Source organism: Candidatus Nitrotoga sp. AM1P (assembly GCF_013168275.1).
In the GTDB taxonomy this organism is placed as follows: domain Bacteria; phylum Pseudomonadota; class Gammaproteobacteria; order Burkholderiales; family Gallionellaceae; genus Nitrotoga.
In genome coordinates this window covers 780954-801160 of the sequence record NZ_AP019547.1, presented here as the reverse complement: position 1 = coordinate 801160, position 20207 = coordinate 780954, and the positions used below count along the sequence as shown (strand labels likewise).

Genomic DNA, 20207 nt, shown 5'->3' with positions numbered 1-20207 from the left:
AGCCAATCACCCTAGGTGCCTTGGCTGCATTGTTCTCCGATGATTTCCAGAGACCTTTAGATTGGTGGAGACGGCGGAAATTGACCCGCCGTTTAAACGAATAGACTAGTGTTATTTTGCGGTCACGCTAATCGTGCTACGCATTTTTTCACCATAAGAAACATGCGCGCCATTAGCGAATTGCAATGTCAACGTATGCGTACCCGGAGCTAATTTGATCGAGGTTTCCGTTTGACCTTTGCCAAAATGTAGATGCTTGTCACTTCCGGCCGGGATCACTTCTCCGGCATTCAGCTGTTGTTGTGCATCTATCAACAAATGATGATGTCCGGTATTCTCTACTACGGCACCAGCAGGCTTGATTTCCATGCCTTGCACACCCATTACAACCTTAACTTCGTTACCGACTATTGCGCCATCTTTAGGTTCGATAAAATAAACCCGTTGTTCCGACGATTGTTTTATATCGTGATCATTCGCCAATACATTATGGACGTAGCCGACTGATGAAAATAATATAAAAATTGGCAATGCTAACTTTAATCTCATTATTTTGTCTCCTAAGTTAAGTGTGTTCAACCTTGTGATTTTAACGCGTAAATTAATATTCGCAAGAAATAACTGACAAAATGTCAACACCAAATAGAAATGTCCCCTCGCCTGCAAAGTAGAAGTGTCCCTTTCTCCCTTCGTCATCGGTGTTATTGGATAACGGTTTTGCTATCGGGGGCGGACTTGCCGACGTGCATTTTTCTCCAAGGGTGACCCGCTGCTGGTTTTTGCCTCTTGATGTCTGTTGTACAACGCTTTACGATCGCTTCTTCTACCCGCGCATTGATTGTTTTACCATCCGCTTCTGCTGTTTTTCTTTGTGCTTTTGTGAGTGTCGTATAGGTGTATTTTCGATTTCTCCAGCGTAACACCCGTGTTCCGTCAAAGTGATCGTGCAGGGTTACTTTGGCACCTCGCATGACCAATCCGGTTCCGCTGATTTTTGCTTGTATCAGATTGCATTCATGCTGGAACGAGAGGTTCTTTGACAGCGTTTTGGCGATCTGTACGGACAGGATATTCGTGAGTTCATCTGCGCTACCTGGGTAGGCGATGTGTGCATCAACCGCATCTTTCGGTATCACCGCAAAGCGCCGGTTGAAACTGGCAACAAAGCCGGGCAACCAATTGTTCGCACCGGCGATGTCAGATATTCCGGCCAGCCTCATTTCCTTGGGCAACCTGTCTTGCAATGTCTGGTTGGCACGTTCCACGCGCCTCTTCGCTTGCGGGCTGTTGGCATGAATGCACTCAATTCCCAGTTCCCGTGTCGCCCGCCCAAACTGTGTTCCAGACTCCGGGGCAGCCCCTTTGGCATTGATGCGGAAGATGCTGTGTTTGTCGCTGTAGAGCGCCACAGGCAGCCCGTGCGCCACGATATGATCATGCCCCCGCCGATTCGAGACTCGTCCGCGCTTCTTGCTGATGAGCCCCGGCAAGCCTAAGGTACGGTAACGTCGCAAGATACGCTTGATTTGACGCACACTGACAGCCAGCATTTTGCCAGCTTCCTTTTGGTCGACTTTACCTGCCAACAGCAACCCCATTACCTGCCCGCGTTTCGCTTCCTTTTGACTCATCATCATGTCCATTTCAAAGTGTCCGCCGCTATGGTTTTAATCGGGCACTGAGCTTACTCAACGCAAACTCAAGGGGACATTTCTATTTGGGAGAAAGCGGACATTACTACTTTGCGCTGACAGAAATAACTGGCAAAATACTAATTTTTATTGAAAAATCGATAAGGTATTATTTTGTCTATTTTATTGATACAGTAAGTGCAGTTTTTAAGTCCAAAGTGCCGTCACTATGCAGTTTGACTGACAGATTAGTTCAAACATATCCTAGCCGAATCAATAAATATAGTCGGCATCTGCTTTCCAAAATCTGGATTTTTTAGGCTGTGTTCGCAAATCATGTTGTTAGACCGTTTCACCGATCGCCATAGCCAGCCACTGCTGGGGTTTCGGTCTATTGCCTTTTTCACGGTCAAGAGCACGAAACCAGCCGGGATAGTTGGCCAAGTAGCAGGTGGCCACACCGCGAAACTTTTGCACCCAGGCTTTGAGCCGGCTGTGGTAAGCGTTGACATTCTGCACGTGCCAAGCACCGTCGACGCGGATGCCTGCTGACAGGTTGACAGCGTGATGCTCGATACCCAACTTACGTGCTGCGCCGGCAAACGCCTTGCTACCGTCGGTACAGAGTACAACATCTTTCGCCAAGAACGGTTTCAGCGCAACAGACAACGTTGCCATGTCCATTGCCTTCAGCACACAATCCATCGTCGCACCGGCACGATCACGAGCAACCAGTGCCTGCGCCTGGTCAAGCCACTTGCCCCGCTTATGCAACCGGTTCAACGGAGTGCCGGTCAGGGCGCTAAACGTCTTGCAGCACTCCCAACAACGATAGCGTTGCAATCCGTTGGCGTGGCCGTTCCGAATCACGTGCATCGACTTACAGTGCGGGCAGGTCGCGCCACATGCGAAGCGCCCCTCGATAAGCATAGTCGATGCCGGCTGCGCATCCAGCGCTGCCAATTCAACCGCTACACGCTTACGCTGATCGGGCGTCAGTTGCCGTAACGCGGCAGTGATTCGTTTCAACTCCGGCCTTCTCATTTCTGTCTCCTGCATGAACCGGTGCACATGCACCGTGACATACAGTATGCACGTCGGAGTGGCTCACCAGATGAGCTACCAACATGAGTTACGAACACAGCCTTAAATTTTAATTCAGCGGGTCGAAGCGGCATACGACTGTATTAGCCGTCAATGCGCCTTATACGCATCTATATCCGTTAAACGGATAAGCACAGTTCATTCGTTTTCATCAACATCAATAAGTGTTCGTTCCATTTTACGTGCATGACCTACTACGTCTCTGAAAAGCAGCATCATGGCAAACTGACTATTGTGTAAATGTTTTTGTGAACGATGTACTAATCACTTGAGCATAAACATCGCCTTAAAGTATTTCAGTAACCTGCCGTAAAACAACTATCTTAAAGAGCATAAGGTGCGAAGGGGGATTTTTTAGAGTCCCTCTTAAAACTATGCGACCAATTCAAGAATGTTTTTCAAATTACATTTTGCCATCCTTGCTGGCAGCGGGTTTGCTATTTGCCCACGCAGCACATGGTGGCGCACAGACCTATCAGACTCTATCTGCCAGCGTGCAAACTTCATTAAATCACTCCGTTTCGGATCAAGCACCACCCAAACTGATATTTGCATCGCAACAGGAGTACAACATTTGGTTAAATGACACATCACGCCGCTTGGAGAGACGCATTCCGGATGCGGGCTATCGCGTGGATTTCCTCAAAACTGTATATTACGAAGCCACGCGCGCCGGATTAGATCCGCAATTGGTATTGGGGCTTATTCAAGTGGAAAGCGGTTTCAAGAAATATGCCGTATCCAGCGCGGGAGCGAGAGGATATATGCAAGTAATGCCGTTTTGGTTGACTCTCATCGGCCAACGTGAGGGGAATTTGTTCCACCTGCGCACCAATCTGCGATATGGTTGCATCATTCTTCGCCACTACCTCGATATGGAAAAGGGTGACCTCTACCGCGCTTTAGGGCGCTATAACGGCAGCCTAGGCAAACCGGAATATCCCAATCTAGTTAATGCCGCATGGCATATGCGCTGAGATTTATCACTCTGCACACCCCACTCCCACGGTTGATGATTTTAATTAAGCTTTGTACTCTTGGCTTGATTTACGTATGCCAATCATAATTTCCACCATCACACTTTCCACTCCTACTCGAAAAATATCTGCTCGTCCAAAAATCCTTTAAGAACTATGGCAGATTCAACTCTGAAGTGCAATTTTTGTAAGTGGCGGATTCAAGTTCGAAGTGCAACAGTTCATGTTGGCTTGGTGTAGCGCACCTCTACCCCAAATAATACTTCATGCGGTGATCTGAAACCCAGCACTTTGCGTGGCCGGTGGTTGAGTCGTTCTACCGCTCGCTGCACTTGCTCTTCAGTAACGCCAGTCAACGTCATGCCCTTGGGGAAGTACTGCCGCAATAACCCATTACTGTTCTCGTTCAGACCTCGCTCCCAGGAACGGCAGGGGTGCGCGAAATAGATCGCAGTCTGTAGTTCTGCTGCGATGCGTTCATGTCCCGCAAACTCTTTGCCGTTATCGAATGTAATGGCGTGGCATTGGTCTTTATGGGGACTCAGCAAACTCGTTGTCACGGTCGTTACACCCTCGGCATGTTTGCTGCGTAGGTGCCCCGTCAACACATAGCGCGACTTCCTTTCAGCCAGGGTAACCAATCCACCTTTGTGATTCTTGCCGATGACGGTTCCCCCTCCCAATCTCCCATGCGCATCTTTTGATCCACGATTTCCGGACGTTCATTAATGCTGACACGGTTCTTGATCATGCCTCGCCGCTCTTGCCCGCTCGCATATCGCTTGCGGCGTGGTTTCTGGCTACGTAAATGTTGGTGCAGGTCACCTCCATCACGTTTGTCTGCGGTGACATGTCGGTAGATTGCCTCATGGCTGATCTGCAGTTCACCTTCCAACTCAAGCCGATTGGCGGCTTGTCCTGGGCTGAGGTCTTCCCGGATCAACCTCTCGACTTCCGCCCAGCACTCCGATGAGAATTGCTTGCCATTGATACAGACTTGCCGGCGCTCATCACGTAATGATTGCGCTTGTTTTAGCCGCCAGCCACGTTGACCTTTGTTTCGTCTGAACTCTCGTGAAATCGTCGACTTGTCCACGCCCATCTTTTCGGCAATCCGAGTTTGATTCAAACCCGCTTGTTTCAATCCGTAAATCTGATATCGTTGTCCGCTGGTGAGCTGCTTATATTTCTTCATCTGTGCTCCTTTTACTTGGTCGTTTAAGTGGCTCCGATATTAACGCAGCTCGCCACTTAAATTCACCATTTGAAAGAGTCGATCACTTGATTACTAGTAATTCTTGTAAAAGGCTGCGTGAAAATTCAAACAAGGTCTGTACGGTAACGTACGGAGCAAGTTATGAGGGGTGGATTCAAGAACCAACCACAACAGTTAATGTTTAGTCGCGGATTTAGCGAGTTCCATATTGAGCAGGAGCTCGTTGTAAACCGCTACTGGCGTTCGAAATCCGAGCGATTTCCTCGGACGTGTATTTAAACTCCAAGCAATTTCATCCAACTGTTCTTGCGTGTAAACCGACAGGTCTGCCCCCTTGGGCAAATACTGGCGCAGCAGTCCGTTCGTATTCTCGTTCAAGCCGCGTTGCCACGGGCTGTGCGGGTCGCAGAAGTAAACCGCCATACCCGTTCGTTCAGTCATCTGCACGTGTTTGCTCATCTCGCGCCCTTGATCGTAGGTGAAGGTCTTGCGTAGCTCAGGTGGAATTGCACTGAGCGCTTCACTAAAACCGTCCAGGGCCGATTGCGCCGTGCCATCAGTCATTTTGGCTAACACCACCATTAATGTGGTGCGTTCGACCAGCGTGCCGACTGAGGAACGGTTCATCGCGCCTTTGATCATGTCAGCTTCCCAGTGCCCCGGTATCAAACGATCCGCCACTTCCGGCGGACGCATATGGATGCTCTGCATTTCTGCTATATGCCCACGACCATCTGGAGCACGGGTCTTGGAACGGCGCTTGTCTCGGCTCCAGCGTAAGCTGGCAATCAATTCACGGCGCAGTTCACCACGCGGCATGGCGTAAAGCGTGTGGTAAATCGTTTCGTGGCTTACACGTTGTGAGGGCTGAGCTGGGTGCATACTTTTAAGTGTGCCTGCAATTTGCTCAGGTGACCATTTCTTCTTGAGATGTTCCTTTACTACTTCAAACAACGGATTCCCTTCCACGAGCTTCAATGGCCTACGGGGCTTGATTCGCAGACGGTGCGCCTGTTCGCCAGCCAAGGAGGCAACGTAGCCAGACTCACACCCCAAATCCCGTGCTATCTCGTTTGAGATAGTGCTTGGCGAGCGTTTCAAGTATCGCCCAATTTCCCTCAGTCCACTTCCTGCTCGTTTCATTAGCATTATCGTCGCGCGCTCTTCAGCATTCAACTGCTTGTAATGTTTTCCTGATTTCTCCATCCCAACACCTTAACCTCTCCAAGGTGTTGCGGTTGGTTATTGAGCGCGCCAGGACATAAAATTTATGAAAGTAAAATGACCAGCACGCTTCATGAGTTTGCACGCATGGTGCTCTGTGATATGGGTGCACTGGAGGTAATGTGCTTATGTGCTGCTGAACCGGGCAGCGGCGGTGTCCGTGCGAGCTTCATACTTCGAGGAGTGGCGCTACGCTTATGCTAACTGATTTTCATGAAGGGCATTTATTAGACAATACACCCAGGCGTCTCTTCGATAGATTGGTTAGTAACTTGATGCACTATTCACGGCTGCGTAACACCAATCGGCGCACACATAACGATACCTTCATTTATCCAGCCCCGGTTGGTCACCTCTTGTATGGCGGCTTGGCTGGTACTGATGCGATGATTACTGTCGACGCCTCGCGCAAATCCGTTGTTGTAGGCTCGATAAACTGGTAGCAACCCGCTCGCACAAGTACCATTGATGGGTACGGTTGAAATAAAGTCCAGGCTCTCAAAATTCCATCTCTTCTCTGTAGCAGGTATGGTTGTTTGCAACTGTTTGAGGCGGTCACATTCCGCACCGAGTAGAGTATAAAAATGTGAATTCGGGCCAGGTGATTGACTTCCATAGAAACGGCAGACGGCGGTACTCCCCCCAGATTTGAACGTATTTCCGGTACGTATCCAACCAGGCCCCGCGCTGCCGCCGTCGATGGCGCTCGCTTCACTTGTATTGGCGGTAAGGAAGTAGTTGTCGAGTTGGGTATTGTAGAATTCGACAACGGTACTACTATCGATCACAGTGATGGCGACATCATCTTCACTCGTCACATAAACTTTGTTGGTTTCCGGGTTCACTGCCAAGGCGTTTGGATGTGTCCCGACGGGTACAGTGGCCGTGGTGTTGGTAGCGCCGTCGATTACTGTGACGTTATTACTGCCATAGTTTGCCACGTAAATTTTGTTCGTTTTTTCATTTAGTGCAACTGCACGTGGCGTAACTCCGGTCGTCAACGTGCTGGTGTTGTTGGTAGCGCCGTTGATGATCGTGACGGTGTCGTTGTTTTCGTTTATTACATAAATTTTGTTGGTCACTGTATTTACTACAAGTGCCTGTTTGAACGCAGAGTTATCTGATCCTACGACCAAGGTTTTTATAATGGAGTCGGTCGCACCATCGATGATAGTGATGGTATTGTCATTGTTCGTAATATAAATCCTGTTTGTCACAGGGTTCACTGCTAAAGCGAAAGGGTGTTTTAGTGCAGCCACGGTTCTGGTGGTGTTGGTCGCACCGTCGATGACCGTGATGGTGTCGTCGCCTCCGTTTGTTACATAAATTTTGTTGGTTACTGGATTTACTACAATTGCGTGCTTGAACGTGGAGTTATCCGAGCCAACAGCCACGGTGCTTAGAATGGAATCGGTCACCCCATCGAGGATAGTGACGGTTTTGTCATTATTCGTAACATAAATCCTGTTTGTTATTGGGTTTACTGCCACAACGTGGGGGGATATTCCAGTAGGCACGATTTCGAGGGTATTGGTTTTGCCATCTATCACTGCGGCGATTCTGTAGCCAGCCACGTAAATCTTGTTCGTCGCGGGGTTCACAGCCACTGCAATCAAATCCGGTGACCAATCACCGAAAGGTTGGAAATTACGAAAATTAAGGCGAGTATCAATCTGATTGGTTGCGCCGTCGATGACACTGACGTATGAACTTTGGAATTCATAATCGTAAATTCTACAAGTATTGTTCGCAAAAACTCCATTCAGGTCATAAATTTTATTGCTCGAGGGGTTTACCGCAATGGCATGTTCATTTTTGTAATTAATAGGATAGCAAAAAGCCAGCGCCGATGCCGAAGCAGTACAGAGCATCAGTCCGGCCAGGAATTTGAGCGTAGTATAATTTTTCGGAAATTTAAACATGGGGCCTCCTTATAGTAGATAAAGGTTAAGTGTTAAATATAAACATCGAAGTAGCGTATTGTCTGATTTGGTATCACTGTGGGGCAGCCGCTACAAATTCGCCGTTGTTTAGATCGAGACGTATTGGCTAAGTTGTCAACACTACATCGAGTTTAATCCGGTATCTCCCACTATGATGGACGACCTGTCCGCTACCGCTGAACCAGTTATCGTTATAATGCCTGCTTCGACAGGCTAAGGAGGAACGGATTTACTTATTCTGCGAGAGGTTAAAATGCTGAAGGTCAAGGATTCATTATCCATTCTATTTCACATAAAGCCCATAAAATCAGCAAGGCCAAACGAAAAGGCATCTATCAATCTGATTAAATTAGAGTAAAGTTCAGCTACTCAGATTAAAAACACTTCGCTCAGACTGATTTCTGGATTAAAAAATACTGGAGAATTTTATGTCACAAGGCTTGTGCACATCATGCGGGTATGTAGGTGAGACGAAAACTATACCTAAAGGCAGTACCGATACTGAAGTCATCCTCTGGTTTTGTTTTTTGATTCCGGGCTTGATTTATTCAATTTGGCGTTTTCGTTCCCGGCATGAAATATGCCTAATCTGTGATCAAGCAACAATCATTCCGGCTGACTCTCCCAAAGCCCAGCAAATCATTCGCGAGAATCGTGCGAAACAAGTTGTCGCCGCGATTCCGGATTTTAGACCGCCGTCAAAAGCAGCTATTGGAGCAGGCAGGGTGGTTGGGCGTTTTGTCGGTCGTTTACTCAAATGACTCTAAAAAATACCGAGGGCCTGTGAAGAAAGCAGCCATATTGATTGTCTGCTCACTGCATATCATGGGGCATCGCGGCATAGAAAACGCGCACCTTCGAATTATGGCAATGCTGAACAAGTCCGTTCGCGTTGAGCTTGTCGAAACGTACTCATTTCAATCAATAAGTTGTCAATGGCTTTGACTGGCTCAGCCCGAACAGAGGGGCTTGTTCAGCGTAGCTTTAACCTGACTTAAAGTAAATTTCTTTGTTATTCAGGCAAGGAGAATTCAACCTCCGTTTCTACTATCATATAGCCAGTCTGTTGAGTGGAGAAAAGAATGGAACAGCAGCAATATATCGTGTGGCTTGACGCATTACGTATGAGCGATGTGGCCACGGTGGGCGGCAAGAATGCGTCGCTCGGAGAAATGATCAGCCAGCTTGCCCATCTCGGTGTGCGTGTGCCGGGTGGCTTTGCTACTACGGCCGCAGCCTATCGTGATTTTCTCGCGCAGAGTGATTTGGATAAGCGCATTCGAGCGGTGCTCGACAATCTTGCCGTGACCGATGTGACCGCGCTGATTGAGGTTGGTAGCCGGATACGCCAGTGGATTATCGATACGCCTTTGCCGCCGCGTTTGGAAAGTGAAGTACGCGACGCTTATGGAAAGATGCAAGCCGAGGCAGGTGTGGATATTTCCTGGGCCATTCGTTCCTCTGCTACGGCAGAAGATTTGCCGGACGCTTCGTTCGCCGGACAACAGGAAACCTTCCTCAATATTCATGGCGTGGATCATGTCCTGTCAGCCATTAAGCGGGTGTTCGCTTCGCTGTATAACGATCGTGCCATTGCCTACCGTGTTCATCAGGGATTTAAACATCAGGATGTGGCATTGTCGGCGGGCGTACAGCGCATGGTGCGTAGCGATATAGGCGCAAGCGGCGTGATGTTTACGCTGGATACTGAGTCTGGTTTTGAACAGGTGGTACTCATCACTTCCGCATACGGGCTGGGCGAGACGGTAGTACAAGGTGCGGTCAATCCGGACGAATTTTATGTGTACAAGCCTGCATTAAAGCAAGGTAAAGCTGCGGTGATCAGCCGTAATCTTGGCGGTAAGACGATTAAAATGATATTCGGTGCCGGACACGAAACAGGGCGTTCAGTCCTTACAGTTGAGATTCCACTGGCTGAGAGTCAGCGCTTCTCCATTACGGATGCAGAGGTGGAAGAACTAGCGCGATATGGGCTGATCATTGAGCAACATTATGGTCGCGCGATGGATATCGAGTGGGGCAAAGATGGGTTGGATGGCAAGCTTTATATATTGCAGGCACGGCCGGAGACGGTGCAGTCGCATGAAGCTCAAGGCAAGCTGAGGCGTTATCGGTTAAAGCAACAATCCCAAATATTGGTTAGCGGACGTGCCGTCGGGCAACGCATTGGCAGCGGCCCGGTATGCTTGGTAGCGGATGCCAGTAAGATGAACCAAGTGCAGCCAGGCGATGTTCTGGTAACGGATATGACCGACCCAGACTGGGAGCCGGTAATGAAGCGCGCGTCGGCGATTGTCACCAATCGAGGCGGGCGTACCTGTCATGCGGCCATTGTGGCGCGCGAACTCGGTATTCCGGCGGTAGTGGGATGCGGCGACGCAACGCAAATTCTTAAACCTGGCAATGCGGTGACAGTTTCTTGTGCCGAGGGAGATGTCGGCAAGGTGTATCAGGGCATGCTCGACATTGAGGTGTCGGATTTGGCGCTGGATGAAATGCCGACCCCGCCAATTAAAATCAGCCTGAACGTGGCGAACCCGGAATTGGCGTTTGAGTCCAGTCGTCTGCCCAATGCTGGCGTGGGGCTGGCGCGGCTGGAATTTATCATCGCACGGATGATAGGCGTACATCCCAAGGTGGTGCTTGACTATCCCAATTTGTCAGCGGAGTTAAAAGGGCTGGTGGAGGCAAAGACCGCGGGTTATGCCACGCCGGTAGATTTTTATGTTGAGAAATTGGCCGAAGGCATCGCCATGTTGGGCGCGGCCTTCGCACCTAAACCGGTGATCGTTCGTTTTTCAGATTTCAAGTCCAACGAATATTCCAGCTTGCTCGGCGGTACTCTATACGAGCCGAATGAAGAAAATCCGATGATCGGTTTACGTGGCGCTTCCCGTTACATTGTAGACAGCTTTCGCGATTGTTTCGCGCTGGAGTGCCGTGCCATACGTCGGGTACGCGATGAAATCGGGCTGACCAATATAGAGGTGATGATTCCCTTTGTACGCACGCTGGATGAAGCCGAGATGGTGATAAAAGAACTGGCTAAAAATGGCTTGCGACGGGGCGAGAACGGCCTGCGTGTGATCATGATGTGTGAGATACCTTCCAACGCTTTGCTGGCCGAGCAGTTTCTGGAATATTTCGATGGTTTCTCCATTGGCTCAAATGACCTGACCCAGCTTACTTTAGGTATAGACCGTGATTCGGGGGTGATAGCGGGGGCATTCGATGAGCGCAACCCGGCAGTGAAAGCGTTGCTTAGCATGGCGGTTCAGGCTTGTCGCAAGGCCAATAAATACATCGGCATCTGTGGGCAGGGCCCGTCCGATCATCCTGATTTGGCTCAGTGGCTGGTAGAGCAGGGGATTGAGGCAGTTTCGTTGAACCCGGATACCGTAGTAGAAACATGGCTATATCTGGCAGAACAGTCAGCTAAAAAATGACAGGCTATCTTATTTCATAATGGCGGCAATTCTGCGTTATTGAGTCGAATTGGAATATACAGGCTGCACCTACGCACTATTTTTTTGTAAGCCAATGCGTCCAACAATGAGCAAAGTTATATTTCAAGCATTCCGCCCTTACAGGTTTGTGCCTGCTCCAATCGAGTCAATGTTGCAAGCAGGTTGAGGCCGGTTTCTTTTTTTAATATCACCGCCTGCTCCTTCAAATCATCTATTGATATGCAGACTGGTTCGCCCACTACCGCGAAGGCAATGGCATTGCCACTGTCGCAGGAAGGAAAAGCCAGGACGCGGCCATCAAAGGCGTTGCGGATGCGTTCGACACTGCTCTTGTAGCCCCGACTGTGCCCCAAAAGATTGACGGCCATGATGCCTTCTTCGCTCAGGTGAGCGCGTACAACCTGATAGAACGGCAAGGTGTCGAGCGCACCAGCCCGGGCATTGGCATCAAATCCATCCACCAGTATCAGGTCATAGGTCTGGTCGCTGTTGGCGACAAATTCGGCACCGTCGCCAATCACTATTTTCAATCGTTTGGGGTCTTCCGGCAGCTTGAAAAATTGCCGGGCGGCAGCGACTACCGAGGGTTCGATTTCTACCACAGTGAGCTTGGCTAGTGGGTAGTTACGATAAAGAAACTTGGTTAATGAGGCGGCACCGAGACCAATCAGTAATACCTTGCGGGGAAAACGGGTCTCTTCACGGAATAGTAGGCTCGTCATCATTTCTTTTGTGTAATCGAGCTCCAGATTCCATGGACGCGCGATACGCATCGCACCTTGGATCCACTCAGAACCAAAGTGCAGGGTGCGGACGCCGAACTCCTCGCGAATATCAATTGAGAGGCTCATAATTTTTATCGGAATTTGTGTTTGTTTTGCAATTGCTTTGCTTGGGTGCAGTCTGCGCAGGTAGGTGTGATGAAGCTATTTTATCCATTGGTTTAACAACCAGCGCGCCCATTCTGTCACTTCAGTAGCTGTCATGCCGATTGTAACTTTCTGTTTTGCCATCGCATCACCTGCCGCGCCATGCAGGTGTACTGCCAACAATAAGGCTTGGTCCACATTCAGTCCTTGAGCGATAAAGGCGGCGATCATGCCAGTTAATACATCGCCCATGCCGGGGCTACTCATGCCGGGATTGCCGGTCTTGTTTACAACTATCTTGCCATCGCGAGTGACGCACAGGCTGTGAGCACCTTTCAGTACCACTGCGCTATGAAAGCGTGTAGCCAGTTTCTGTGCGGCTTCGGCGCGTGCGGCCTGTACTTCTTCAGTGTTGCAGCCGAGCAGGCGTGCGGCTTCGCCAGGATGTGGGGTAATTACGCTGGCATTCTTGCGTGAAATCAACATGGTGCCTAAATCTGGGCGGAAGGCGAGAATGTTAAGTGCATCAGCATCAAGTACCAGTATGGTATTCAGCTTGAGTGCATCTTGTAAAATTTTCTGAGCAGAGTCGTCATATCCCAACCCGCAGCCGATGGCTAACACATCCAGCTTGGGTAGGTGCAATGCCGCTTGTACGCTATGCAGCATTAATTCAGGTTGCAATATATCAACACTCGGGGCGTTGTTCGCCAGAATGCCTACATGTACGCAGCCAGCGCCCAGCTTGAGCGCCGCACGCGCAGCCAGCAGCGGTGCGCCGACCATGCCGCCGGCCCCCCCTACGACGGCCACTGTGCCAAAGTTACCCTTATGGCTGTCACGCGGGCGAGGGGAGAGAAAGGTGGCGACTTGTTTTTGTGTAATGGTGGGGATGCGCGGTGCGGCTGGCATGAATGTATTTTCCTTCGAGTGGAAATGAGGTCGCATAGTATAATGGCAAGCTGTTTTTAACAGCCCCTGAGAGCCTGTTTATGTTCCGTGTGTCCCCCGGTAAGTCCGCGCAGTCTTCCTTCCGTCTTGAAAAATTGCGTGCTGTCATCAGCAGCGCCCTTCCAAATGTATATCTAGCAGATGCATGCCATTGGTATTTCGTGGTGCTCAATACGGATTTGTCAGTCATTGAAGCCAACTTGCTGGATACGTTGCTCGATTTGGATGATGCGAAAGCGGGCGAGAGAGGGCATAGGGTTAAAGACAGGTTACAACATCTGCTGGTTGTGCCGCGCTTGGGTACCATCTCGCCGTGGTCTTCCAAGGCCACGGAAATTGCACAGCATTGCAATCTGCATAGTGTTGAGCGCATTGAGCGAGGCGTTGTGTACTCCGTCCAGACTAAGAATGGTAAAGCACTGACGCAAGCAGAACTGAAAGTGTTGCTGCCGCTACTGCATGACCGCATGACAGAATCCGTGTTCGATCCTGTGGTTAGTCTTAAAACAGGATTTAATGATGTAGCAGAAAAGATTTTTCGTCACGGTGAGCCATTGCCGCTCTCTACTGTGGACATCATGCACGGCGGCAATGCGGCGCTGGCAGCGGCTAATATCGAGATGGGACTGGCGTTGTCCAGCGATGAAATTGATTATTTGGTGGAGAGTTTCCATCGAATAGGACGCAATCCTACCGATGTAGAGTTAATGATGTTTGCGCAGGCGAACTCCGAACATTGCCGTCACAAGATTTTCAATGCGGATTGGGTGATAGACGATGAGCAGCAGGCAATCTCGCTGTTCGGCATGATCCGCAATACCCATAAGCTGCATCCGGAAGGTACGGTGGTTGCGTATTCTGACAATTCCTCTGTGATCGAAGGAGCACGCATTGAGCGCTTCTATCCGCGCACCGATGGCGGCTATACCTATAGCGATGAGCTGACGCACACGTTGATGAAAGTGGAAACGCATAACCATCCTACTGCCATCTCTCCCTTTGCCGGCGCGGCCACCGGAGCGGGTGGCGAGATACGGGATGAAGGTGCGACAGGTTCCGGTTCTAAACCCAAGGCGGGGCTAACCGGGTTCTCTGTGTCTAATTTGAATATTCCTGGCTTCGAGCAACCGTGGGAAATTTACGGCATCGGTCTCGCTGACTCTGTTCCGGGTGGAGAGAGAACCCCTCCGATTTATGGCAAGCCGTTACGCATCGCTTCCGCGTTGCAGATCATGCTGGAAGGACCACTTGGTGGAGCTGCGTTCAATAATGAGTTTGGCCGCCCCAATCTGGCCGGTTATTTTCGCACCTTTGAAGAGACCCTGAACGGCGAGATGCGCGGTTACCACAAGCCCATTATGTTGGCGGGCGGGGTGGGCAGTATCGCGGCGCAGCATACACACAAGCATGCATTGCCTGTGGGCGCGCTGTTGATCCAACTGGGCGGGGCAGGGATGTTGATCGGCCTGGGCGGTGGTGCGGCATCCAGTATGGATACAGGTGCCAATGCGGAAGATCTGGATTTTGCTTCGGTGCAGCGCAGTAATCCAGAGATGCAACGTCGTGCGCAGGAAGTCATTGATCGTTGCTGGCAGATGGGAGAGAACAATCTCATTTTGTCCATACACGATGTGGGTGCGGGCGGCATCTCCAACGCGTTGCCGGAACTGGTTCATGGCGGCGGACGCGGCGCTCGTTTTGAATTGCGGGCTGTTCCTTCTGAAGAGCGAGGCATGTCGCCGATGCAGATTTGGAGCAACGAAGCGCAGGAACGCTATGTACTGGCGATTAATCCGGCACGTTTGGATGAGTTTAAAGCCTTGTGCGAGCGTGAACGCTGTCCATTTGCAGTATTGGGGCACGCAATTACCGACGACCAATTGATCGTGTATGACGAATTATTTAACAATAATGCGGTGGATATGCCGTTGTCAGTGCTGCTGGGCAAGCCACCTAAAATGACGCGTAATGTAAAGCGTGAGCTTGTGCAGCTTCCTGCATTTGATGTCAGCCAAATAAATCTTAAAGATGCAATTGAGCGCACGCTGCGCTTACCCGCCGTGGCCGACAAAACTTTCCTTATCAGCATCGGCGACCGCACTGTGGGAGGCTTGACTGCACGCGACCAGATGGTGGGGCCGTGGCAAGTTCCAGTCGCGGATGTAGCAGTGACCTTGATGGGCTTCAATACGGCATTGGGTGAGGCTTTTGCACTGGGCGAGCGCACTCCGCTGGCGGTGTTGAACGCTCCGGCTTCCGGGCGAATGGCTGTGGGAGAGGCGATTACCAACATTGCAGCGGCACGTATCGAAAAAATCGGCGACATTAAGTTATCGGCCAACTGGATGGCGGCCGCCGGTCATCACGGAGAAGATGCTGCGCTGTTTGACACCGTGCGTGCGGTGGGTATGGAGTTGTGCCCGCAACTCGGCATTAGCATTCCGGTAGGCAAGGATTCCATGTCCATGCGTACAGCGTGGCAGGAAGGCACCGAGAAGAAGGCGGTAACTGCCCCGTTGTCGCTCATCGTGACAGCCTTCGCGCCGTGTATGGATGCACGATTGACATTGACACCGCAATTGGCAGCCAATCTGGATACGGTATTACTATTGATTGATCTGGGCGAGGACAAAAACCGCATGGGTGGCTCGGCGCTGGCGCAGGTGTATAAACAGGTGGGTAATGTTGGCCCCGACCTGGACGATGCTGGCAAGCTGAAAATCTTTTTCGACGTTATCCAGCGCCTGAATGGTGAGGGCAAATTGTTGGCTTATCATGACCGTTCGGATGGTGGATTGTTTACTACGCTGTGCGAAATGGCGTTTGCTACCCATGTTGGCCTGACCATAAATCTTGATAAATTGCAGGGAGATATCCTAAGCACATTGTTCAGCGAAGAGCTGGGAGCGGTGGTGCAGGTATATCGCCGCGATTTACAGTATGTATTGGACGTGTGCCATAGCGCTGGGCTTGCAGCGGTACGTTCGGTTGCTACGCTGAATGTAAGCGGCACGGTAGATATCGTGCAGCAAGGCAAAACATTGTTCAGCGAGACCGGTGTTAACCTGAAGCGCATCTGGTCGGAAACGACTTACCAGATGCAGAAACTACGTGACAACCCGGCTTGCGCCCAGCAGGAGTATGACCGCATTCTGGATGCCGCCGATCCTGGCTTGCAGGTTAAACTCACTTACGACTTGAACAAAAATGTTGTTGCGCCTGCGCTGCTGAAATTACGTCCACCAATCGCTATATTGCGTGAACAGGGTGTGAACGGACATGTGGAAATGGCGGCAGCATTTGATCGCGCTGGCTTCGTGGCGGTAGACGTACACATGAGCGACATTATCACTGGTCGCGTGAAATTGGCGGATTTTAAAGGGGTGGCGGCGTGCGGTGGTTTCTCTTATGGTGATGTACTTGGGGCGGGCGAAGGCTGGGCAAAATCCATCTTGTTCAACCCGCGCGCTCGCGATGAGTTCGAAGCTTTCTTCAAGCGTGATGATACTTTTGCTTTGGGTGTGTGTAATGGCTGCCAGATGATGAGCAATTTGCACGAAATTATTCCAGGGGCAGAACATTGGGCGCATTTTGCGCGCAATTTGTCGGAGCAGTTTGAGGCGCGTTTCGTGATGGTAGAAGTGCAGCACTCACCCTCAATTTTATTTGATGGCATGGCCGGTAGTCGTATGCCTATCGTGGTGGCACACGGTGAGGGATATGCCCATTTCGGTAACGGCAAACGTTTGGAAGCGGCGCAGCCGCTGGTTACACTACGGTATGTGGACAACTATGGCCAGCCGACAGAGACCTACCCACTTAACCCAAATGGTTCGCCACAGGGTATTACCGGACTGACTACAGTTGATGGACGATTCAGCATTATGATGCCACACCCGGAACGGCTGTTTCGGGCGTTGCAGCATTCCTGGCATCCAGCAGAATGGAGGGAAAGTGGAGCATGGTTGAGAATGTTCCAGAATGCACGCAAGTGGGTTAATTAATAGATTACAAAAGTGCACACAACAAAAAAGGCGACCAATGGTCGCCTTTTATTTTCATTTAAATATCAGTTTATTCAATCTTTGCTTTGGCGCGCATGTCAATGATGGCCTTCTGTATGGCTTGTTGTTGTAGACGTTGCAGTATATTTGCTTTCACTTCCTGATAAGAAGGGAACTTGAAATCACGCACATCTTCTTGTTTGATTAAATGCCAGCCTGCATCAGATTTTACCGGTGCACTCACACCACCCTTTTTCAGATTTACTAGCGCATCAGCAAACGACTGCGTGAAATTGCCTGGCAACGCCCAGCCCAAAGAGCCACCCTTGTCACTTGAACCCTGATCCAGAGAGTGTTTTTTTGCCAGTTCTTCAAACTTGCCTCCCTTTTTTAGTTGAGCGGCAATAGATTTAGCTTCATTTTCATCTTTTACCAAAATGTGGCGTGAGTTATATTCCTTGCTTCCTGTGGTTTTTTTAATATTCTCGTATTCCTGCTTGATTACATCTTCGCTAATTGGATGGTTTTTAAGGTAATCCTGTAAGAATGCATTTACAAGAACCGTCTGTTTGGCTAGTTCGAATTGGCTAATGGTTTCAGGTTGCTTATCGAAACCTTGTTTTACCGCCTCTTGGGCCATTATTTCACGGTTGATTAATTCATCTTGAATGGCGAGACGCAGTTCTGGACTATCCATTTTACCTTGCGAAGCGGCAGCCTTGACGTGCATGTTCACACGTGCTTTCGGAATAGCGACGCCATTCACTACTGCGGCTGGTTTTTTCTTGCGCATAAACCTGATTCATTGCAAGTGCAGAAACAGAAAATAGAGCGATAGTGGCAAGTTTTGAAAATTTCAGCATTGTTCTGTCCTCAGTTGTTGAAAGTTTAAGTTAAAAATTATAGTTCTTCTGGTGTATAGGCAGCAATGGCCAGTGCATGAATATCATGCTTCATCATGTCTCCCAACACGGAATATATCATACGGTGCCGTGTCAAAGTAGGCTTACTCTCGAACTGCGGGGACACAATCAGGAGACGATAGTGCCCACCACCACTACGTGCGCCAACGTGTCCTGCATGTTTATGGCTATCATCGGCAATCTCTATTTTGGTGGGTTGGAGCGCTGCGAGGAGAGTATTCATCTGCTCTATGCGGTTGTTTGAGTGATTGGTTGCTAAATGGTTCATATTGGAAATACTTTCTTAAACGGTTTGACCAGAATTTGCGTATATATCCCAGCGATCATATAGGGGTCAGCCTGAGCCCATGTTTCCGCGTCCTTTAATGTAGCAAATTCTGCCACTATCAAGCTACCGGAAAAACCCGCAGCGCCGGGATCCACGGCATCCACATTTGGGAAAGGGCCAGCCAGAATTAAACGTCCTTCGTTTTGTAATGCCTGTAGCCGTGCCACGTGTGCGGGCCGTGTTGCCAAGCGCTTCGTTAAACTGTCGGGTACATCATGACCGATAATGGCGTATAGCATTTAGTTACGTTCCTTCTCTTTATGCATGTATCTTCGGTAGCGCCATTGTTTGTAGAAATGCGAATACTAGCATTATTCCAGTGGTACCAAAAAATTTGAAATTAACCCATGTATTTGTAGCAAAGTTAAATGCAAAATAGTCCGAACTGTTTTAAAAACAGTTCGGGCTATTATTTTTGTGATGCCCAAGTAAAGTACTTGTTATTGAAGTTCACGCAACCGAAAGTTTTGCTCAGATTCGCGCCAATCGATAATTGCGTTTTTGCCGGCTGACGGAAAATCAGTGATCACAGCTTCCCGCCTTAGGCCACGAATAAACTCACCTGCCGGAACCACAACGGTAAAACGCGTTGGCTCGCCGATCGCGACGCCCTTCACAAAAAGCTGAAGTGTGTGCTCGCCCGCACCTAAAAGATTGAAATTAAGCAGCTGGCTAAAACCCGCGTTTTGATGGCCACAGATCGATATTACGTCGCCTCTGGCTGATTCGCCCCCAACGTGTACACGCTCTCCGCCATCAATACTGATTTCAACACGATCCGCTACACATGCCCAACCTGAGATGAGTCCCACCCCGCTCTGAGCGCTTCCTGGTGAAGGGTTTTCGATCACTGCTTTTCCAGCTTGCTCCAAGGTCAGTACAGTAAATGCTCTTGTGAGGGTTGTCGTGTTCATCGACAGATCTGAATTATCCCCCGGTTCTCCTTCGGCGGAAAATTTGTACACACCTGGACCAAAATTTCCCAGGAAAATGCTTTGGACGACTGGCCCTTCGTTGGCTCCTAATAATCCACAATTGAGCGAGAAACCATAGCGGACTTTTTTGACAGAAACATTGAATCCATCAACAGTAACCGATGGAGAGCCGAGAATTTTTTGCTCATCAAGCTCGGGGATTGTTGTATAGCATGAAACACGATATACCGTCGCGACAACCGCCGCACGTGAAAAATCATTGCTAAATTGGCCAACACCTGGTTCTGTTGTAATGCTCACAGGATATTTAGGGTATATTTCTACGTTGGGTTTATCACGACGACCGAGGCTTTGCGCATTTGCGTCAACGGTAACCCAAGCCGCGAGCAGCATCGCCGCTAAATAAAATTGGCTATAGCGTTTAGTTTCCATATATTTCTACCTCTCTCCAGGCGAGCTATGAACTGCCCGTTGTATCAGATAATATTCGGACGTAGCGCCCCTGAACCGTACCGTTATCAGGAAATTTTCGCGCTATGGGCGCTTTGTTGTCGGTAAGCTCATTGATTGACTCTTACAAGTGATTAGTCCGAATTTCTTGAAAACAAATCGGA

The 20207-nt window shown here is 49.7% G+C and carries 16 protein-coding genes and 2 pseudogenes; 5 read left to right on the top strand and 13 right to left on the bottom strand.

Going from position 1 to position 20207, the window contains the following annotated elements:
- Positions 1 to 111 precede the first annotated feature (111 nt).
- The 3 genes from W01_RS03610 to W01_RS03600 form a co-directional block, all read right to left on the bottom strand.
- Positions 112 to 549, bottom strand: a complete 438-nt coding sequence (locus W01_RS03610) for a DUF4399 domain-containing protein (protein ID WP_173052238.1) — start codon at positions 547 to 549, stop codon at positions 112 to 114.
- A gap of 152 nt (positions 550 to 701) precedes the next feature.
- Complete coding sequence (locus W01_RS14640; protein WP_173055711.1) at positions 702 to 1631, bottom strand: helix-turn-helix domain-containing protein; 930 nt, start codon at positions 1629 to 1631, stop codon at positions 702 to 704.
- A gap of 342 nt (positions 1632 to 1973) precedes the next feature.
- Positions 1974 to 2675 carry an IS1595 family transposase gene (locus W01_RS03600; protein ID WP_173052237.1) on the bottom strand — a complete coding sequence of 234 codons (702 nt, stop codon included), beginning with the start codon at positions 2673 to 2675 and terminating at the stop codon, positions 1974 to 1976.
- A gap of 434 nt (positions 2676 to 3109) precedes the next feature.
- On the opposite strand from W01_RS03600, the gene W01_RS03595 reads away from it, so the two are divergent.
- Positions 3110 to 3712, top strand: a complete 603-nt coding sequence (locus W01_RS03595; protein WP_173052236.1) for a lytic transglycosylase domain-containing protein — start codon at positions 3110 to 3112, stop codon at positions 3710 to 3712.
- A gap of 221 nt (positions 3713 to 3933) precedes the next feature.
- Here W01_RS03595 and W01_RS03590 read toward each other — a convergent pair.
- Together W01_RS03590 and W01_RS03585 are read right to left on the bottom strand one after the other, a co-directional pair.
- Positions 3934 to 4907 (bottom strand): annotated as a pseudogene (locus W01_RS03590) (IS30 family transposase).
- Positions 4908 to 5102: 195 nt separating this feature from the next.
- Positions 5103 to 6134 carry an IS30 family transposase gene (locus W01_RS03585; protein ID WP_173052198.1) on the bottom strand — a complete coding sequence of 344 codons (1032 nt, stop codon included), beginning with the start codon at positions 6132 to 6134 and terminating at the stop codon, positions 5103 to 5105.
- A 75-nt stretch (positions 6135 to 6209) separates the two neighbouring features.
- Here W01_RS03585 and W01_RS03580 point away from each other — a divergent pair, with 75 nt between their 5' ends.
- Entirely contained in the window at positions 6210 to 6356 is a 147-nt protein-coding gene (locus tag W01_RS03580; RefSeq protein WP_173052235.1) for a hypothetical protein, read from the top strand.
- Positions 6357 to 6436: 80 nt separating this feature from the next.
- On the opposite strand, the gene W01_RS03575 is transcribed toward W01_RS03580, so the two are convergent.
- On the bottom strand, positions 6437 to 8074 hold the full coding sequence (locus tag W01_RS03575; protein WP_173052234.1) for a YncE family protein: 1638 nt from the start codon (positions 8072 to 8074) through the stop codon (positions 6437 to 6439).
- 449 nt (positions 8075 to 8523) lie between these two features.
- On the opposite strand from W01_RS03575, the gene W01_RS03570 reads away from it, so the two are divergent.
- Positions 8524 to 8856: a hypothetical protein gene (locus tag W01_RS03570; protein ID WP_173052233.1), complete on the top strand. Its 333-nt coding sequence runs from the start codon at positions 8524 to 8526 to the stop codon at positions 8854 to 8856.
- A 321-nt stretch (positions 8857 to 9177) separates the two neighbouring features.
- The gene (gene ppsA / locus W01_RS03565; RefSeq protein WP_173052232.1) at positions 9178 to 11562 is read left to right on the top strand and encodes a phosphoenolpyruvate synthase; all 2385 of its coding nucleotides are present in this window, start codon (positions 9178 to 9180) and stop codon (positions 11560 to 11562) included.
- Between the two features lie 116 nt (positions 11563 to 11678).
- Here the strand turns inward: ppsA and W01_RS03560 are convergent, their stop codons facing one another.
- Together W01_RS03560 and W01_RS03555 are read right to left on the bottom strand one after the other, a co-directional pair.
- Positions 11679 to 12434: a fused MFS/spermidine synthase gene (locus tag W01_RS03560; RefSeq protein WP_173052231.1), complete on the bottom strand. Its 756-nt coding sequence runs from the start codon at positions 12432 to 12434 to the stop codon at positions 11679 to 11681.
- A gap of 75 nt (positions 12435 to 12509) precedes the next feature.
- The gene (locus W01_RS03555; protein WP_173052230.1) at positions 12510 to 13364 is read right to left on the bottom strand and encodes an NAD(P)H-hydrate dehydratase; all 855 of its coding nucleotides are present in this window, start codon (positions 13362 to 13364) and stop codon (positions 12510 to 12512) included.
- An 80-nt stretch (positions 13365 to 13444) separates the two neighbouring features.
- Between W01_RS03555 and purL the strand changes: the two genes are divergently transcribed.
- Entirely contained in the window at positions 13445 to 17407 is a 3963-nt protein-coding gene (purL, locus tag W01_RS03550; protein WP_173052229.1) for a phosphoribosylformylglycinamidine synthase, read from the top strand.
- A gap of 70 nt (positions 17408 to 17477) precedes the next feature.
- Here the strand turns inward: purL and W01_RS03545 are convergent, their stop codons facing one another.
- From W01_RS03545 to W01_RS03525, 5 genes and pseudogenes are all read right to left on the bottom strand, one after another.
- Positions 17478 to 18200 (bottom strand): peptidylprolyl isomerase, encoded by a 723-nt coding sequence (locus W01_RS03545; protein WP_173052228.1) that lies wholly within the window; start codon positions 18198 to 18200, stop codon positions 17478 to 17480.
- Between the two features lie 107 nt (positions 18201 to 18307).
- A complete protein-coding gene (locus W01_RS03540) occupies positions 18308 to 18598 on the bottom strand; it encodes a BolA family protein (protein WP_173052227.1) in 291 nt (96 codons plus the stop codon).
- Positions 18595 to 18897 carry a YciI family protein gene (locus W01_RS03535; protein ID WP_173052226.1) on the bottom strand — a complete coding sequence of 101 codons (303 nt, stop codon included), beginning with the start codon at positions 18895 to 18897 and terminating at the stop codon, positions 18595 to 18597. The genes W01_RS03540 and W01_RS03535 overlap by 4 nt, the downstream gene beginning before the upstream one ends.
- A gap of 19 nt (positions 18898 to 18916) precedes the next feature.
- Positions 18917 to 19024: pseudogene (locus tag W01_RS03530) on the bottom strand (septation protein IspZ); the annotation flags it as partial.
- A 74-nt stretch (positions 19025 to 19098) separates the two neighbouring features.
- Entirely contained in the window at positions 19099 to 20025 is a 927-nt protein-coding gene (locus tag W01_RS03525; protein ID WP_173052225.1) for a hypothetical protein, read from the bottom strand.
- Positions 20026 to 20207 lie beyond the last annotated feature (182 nt).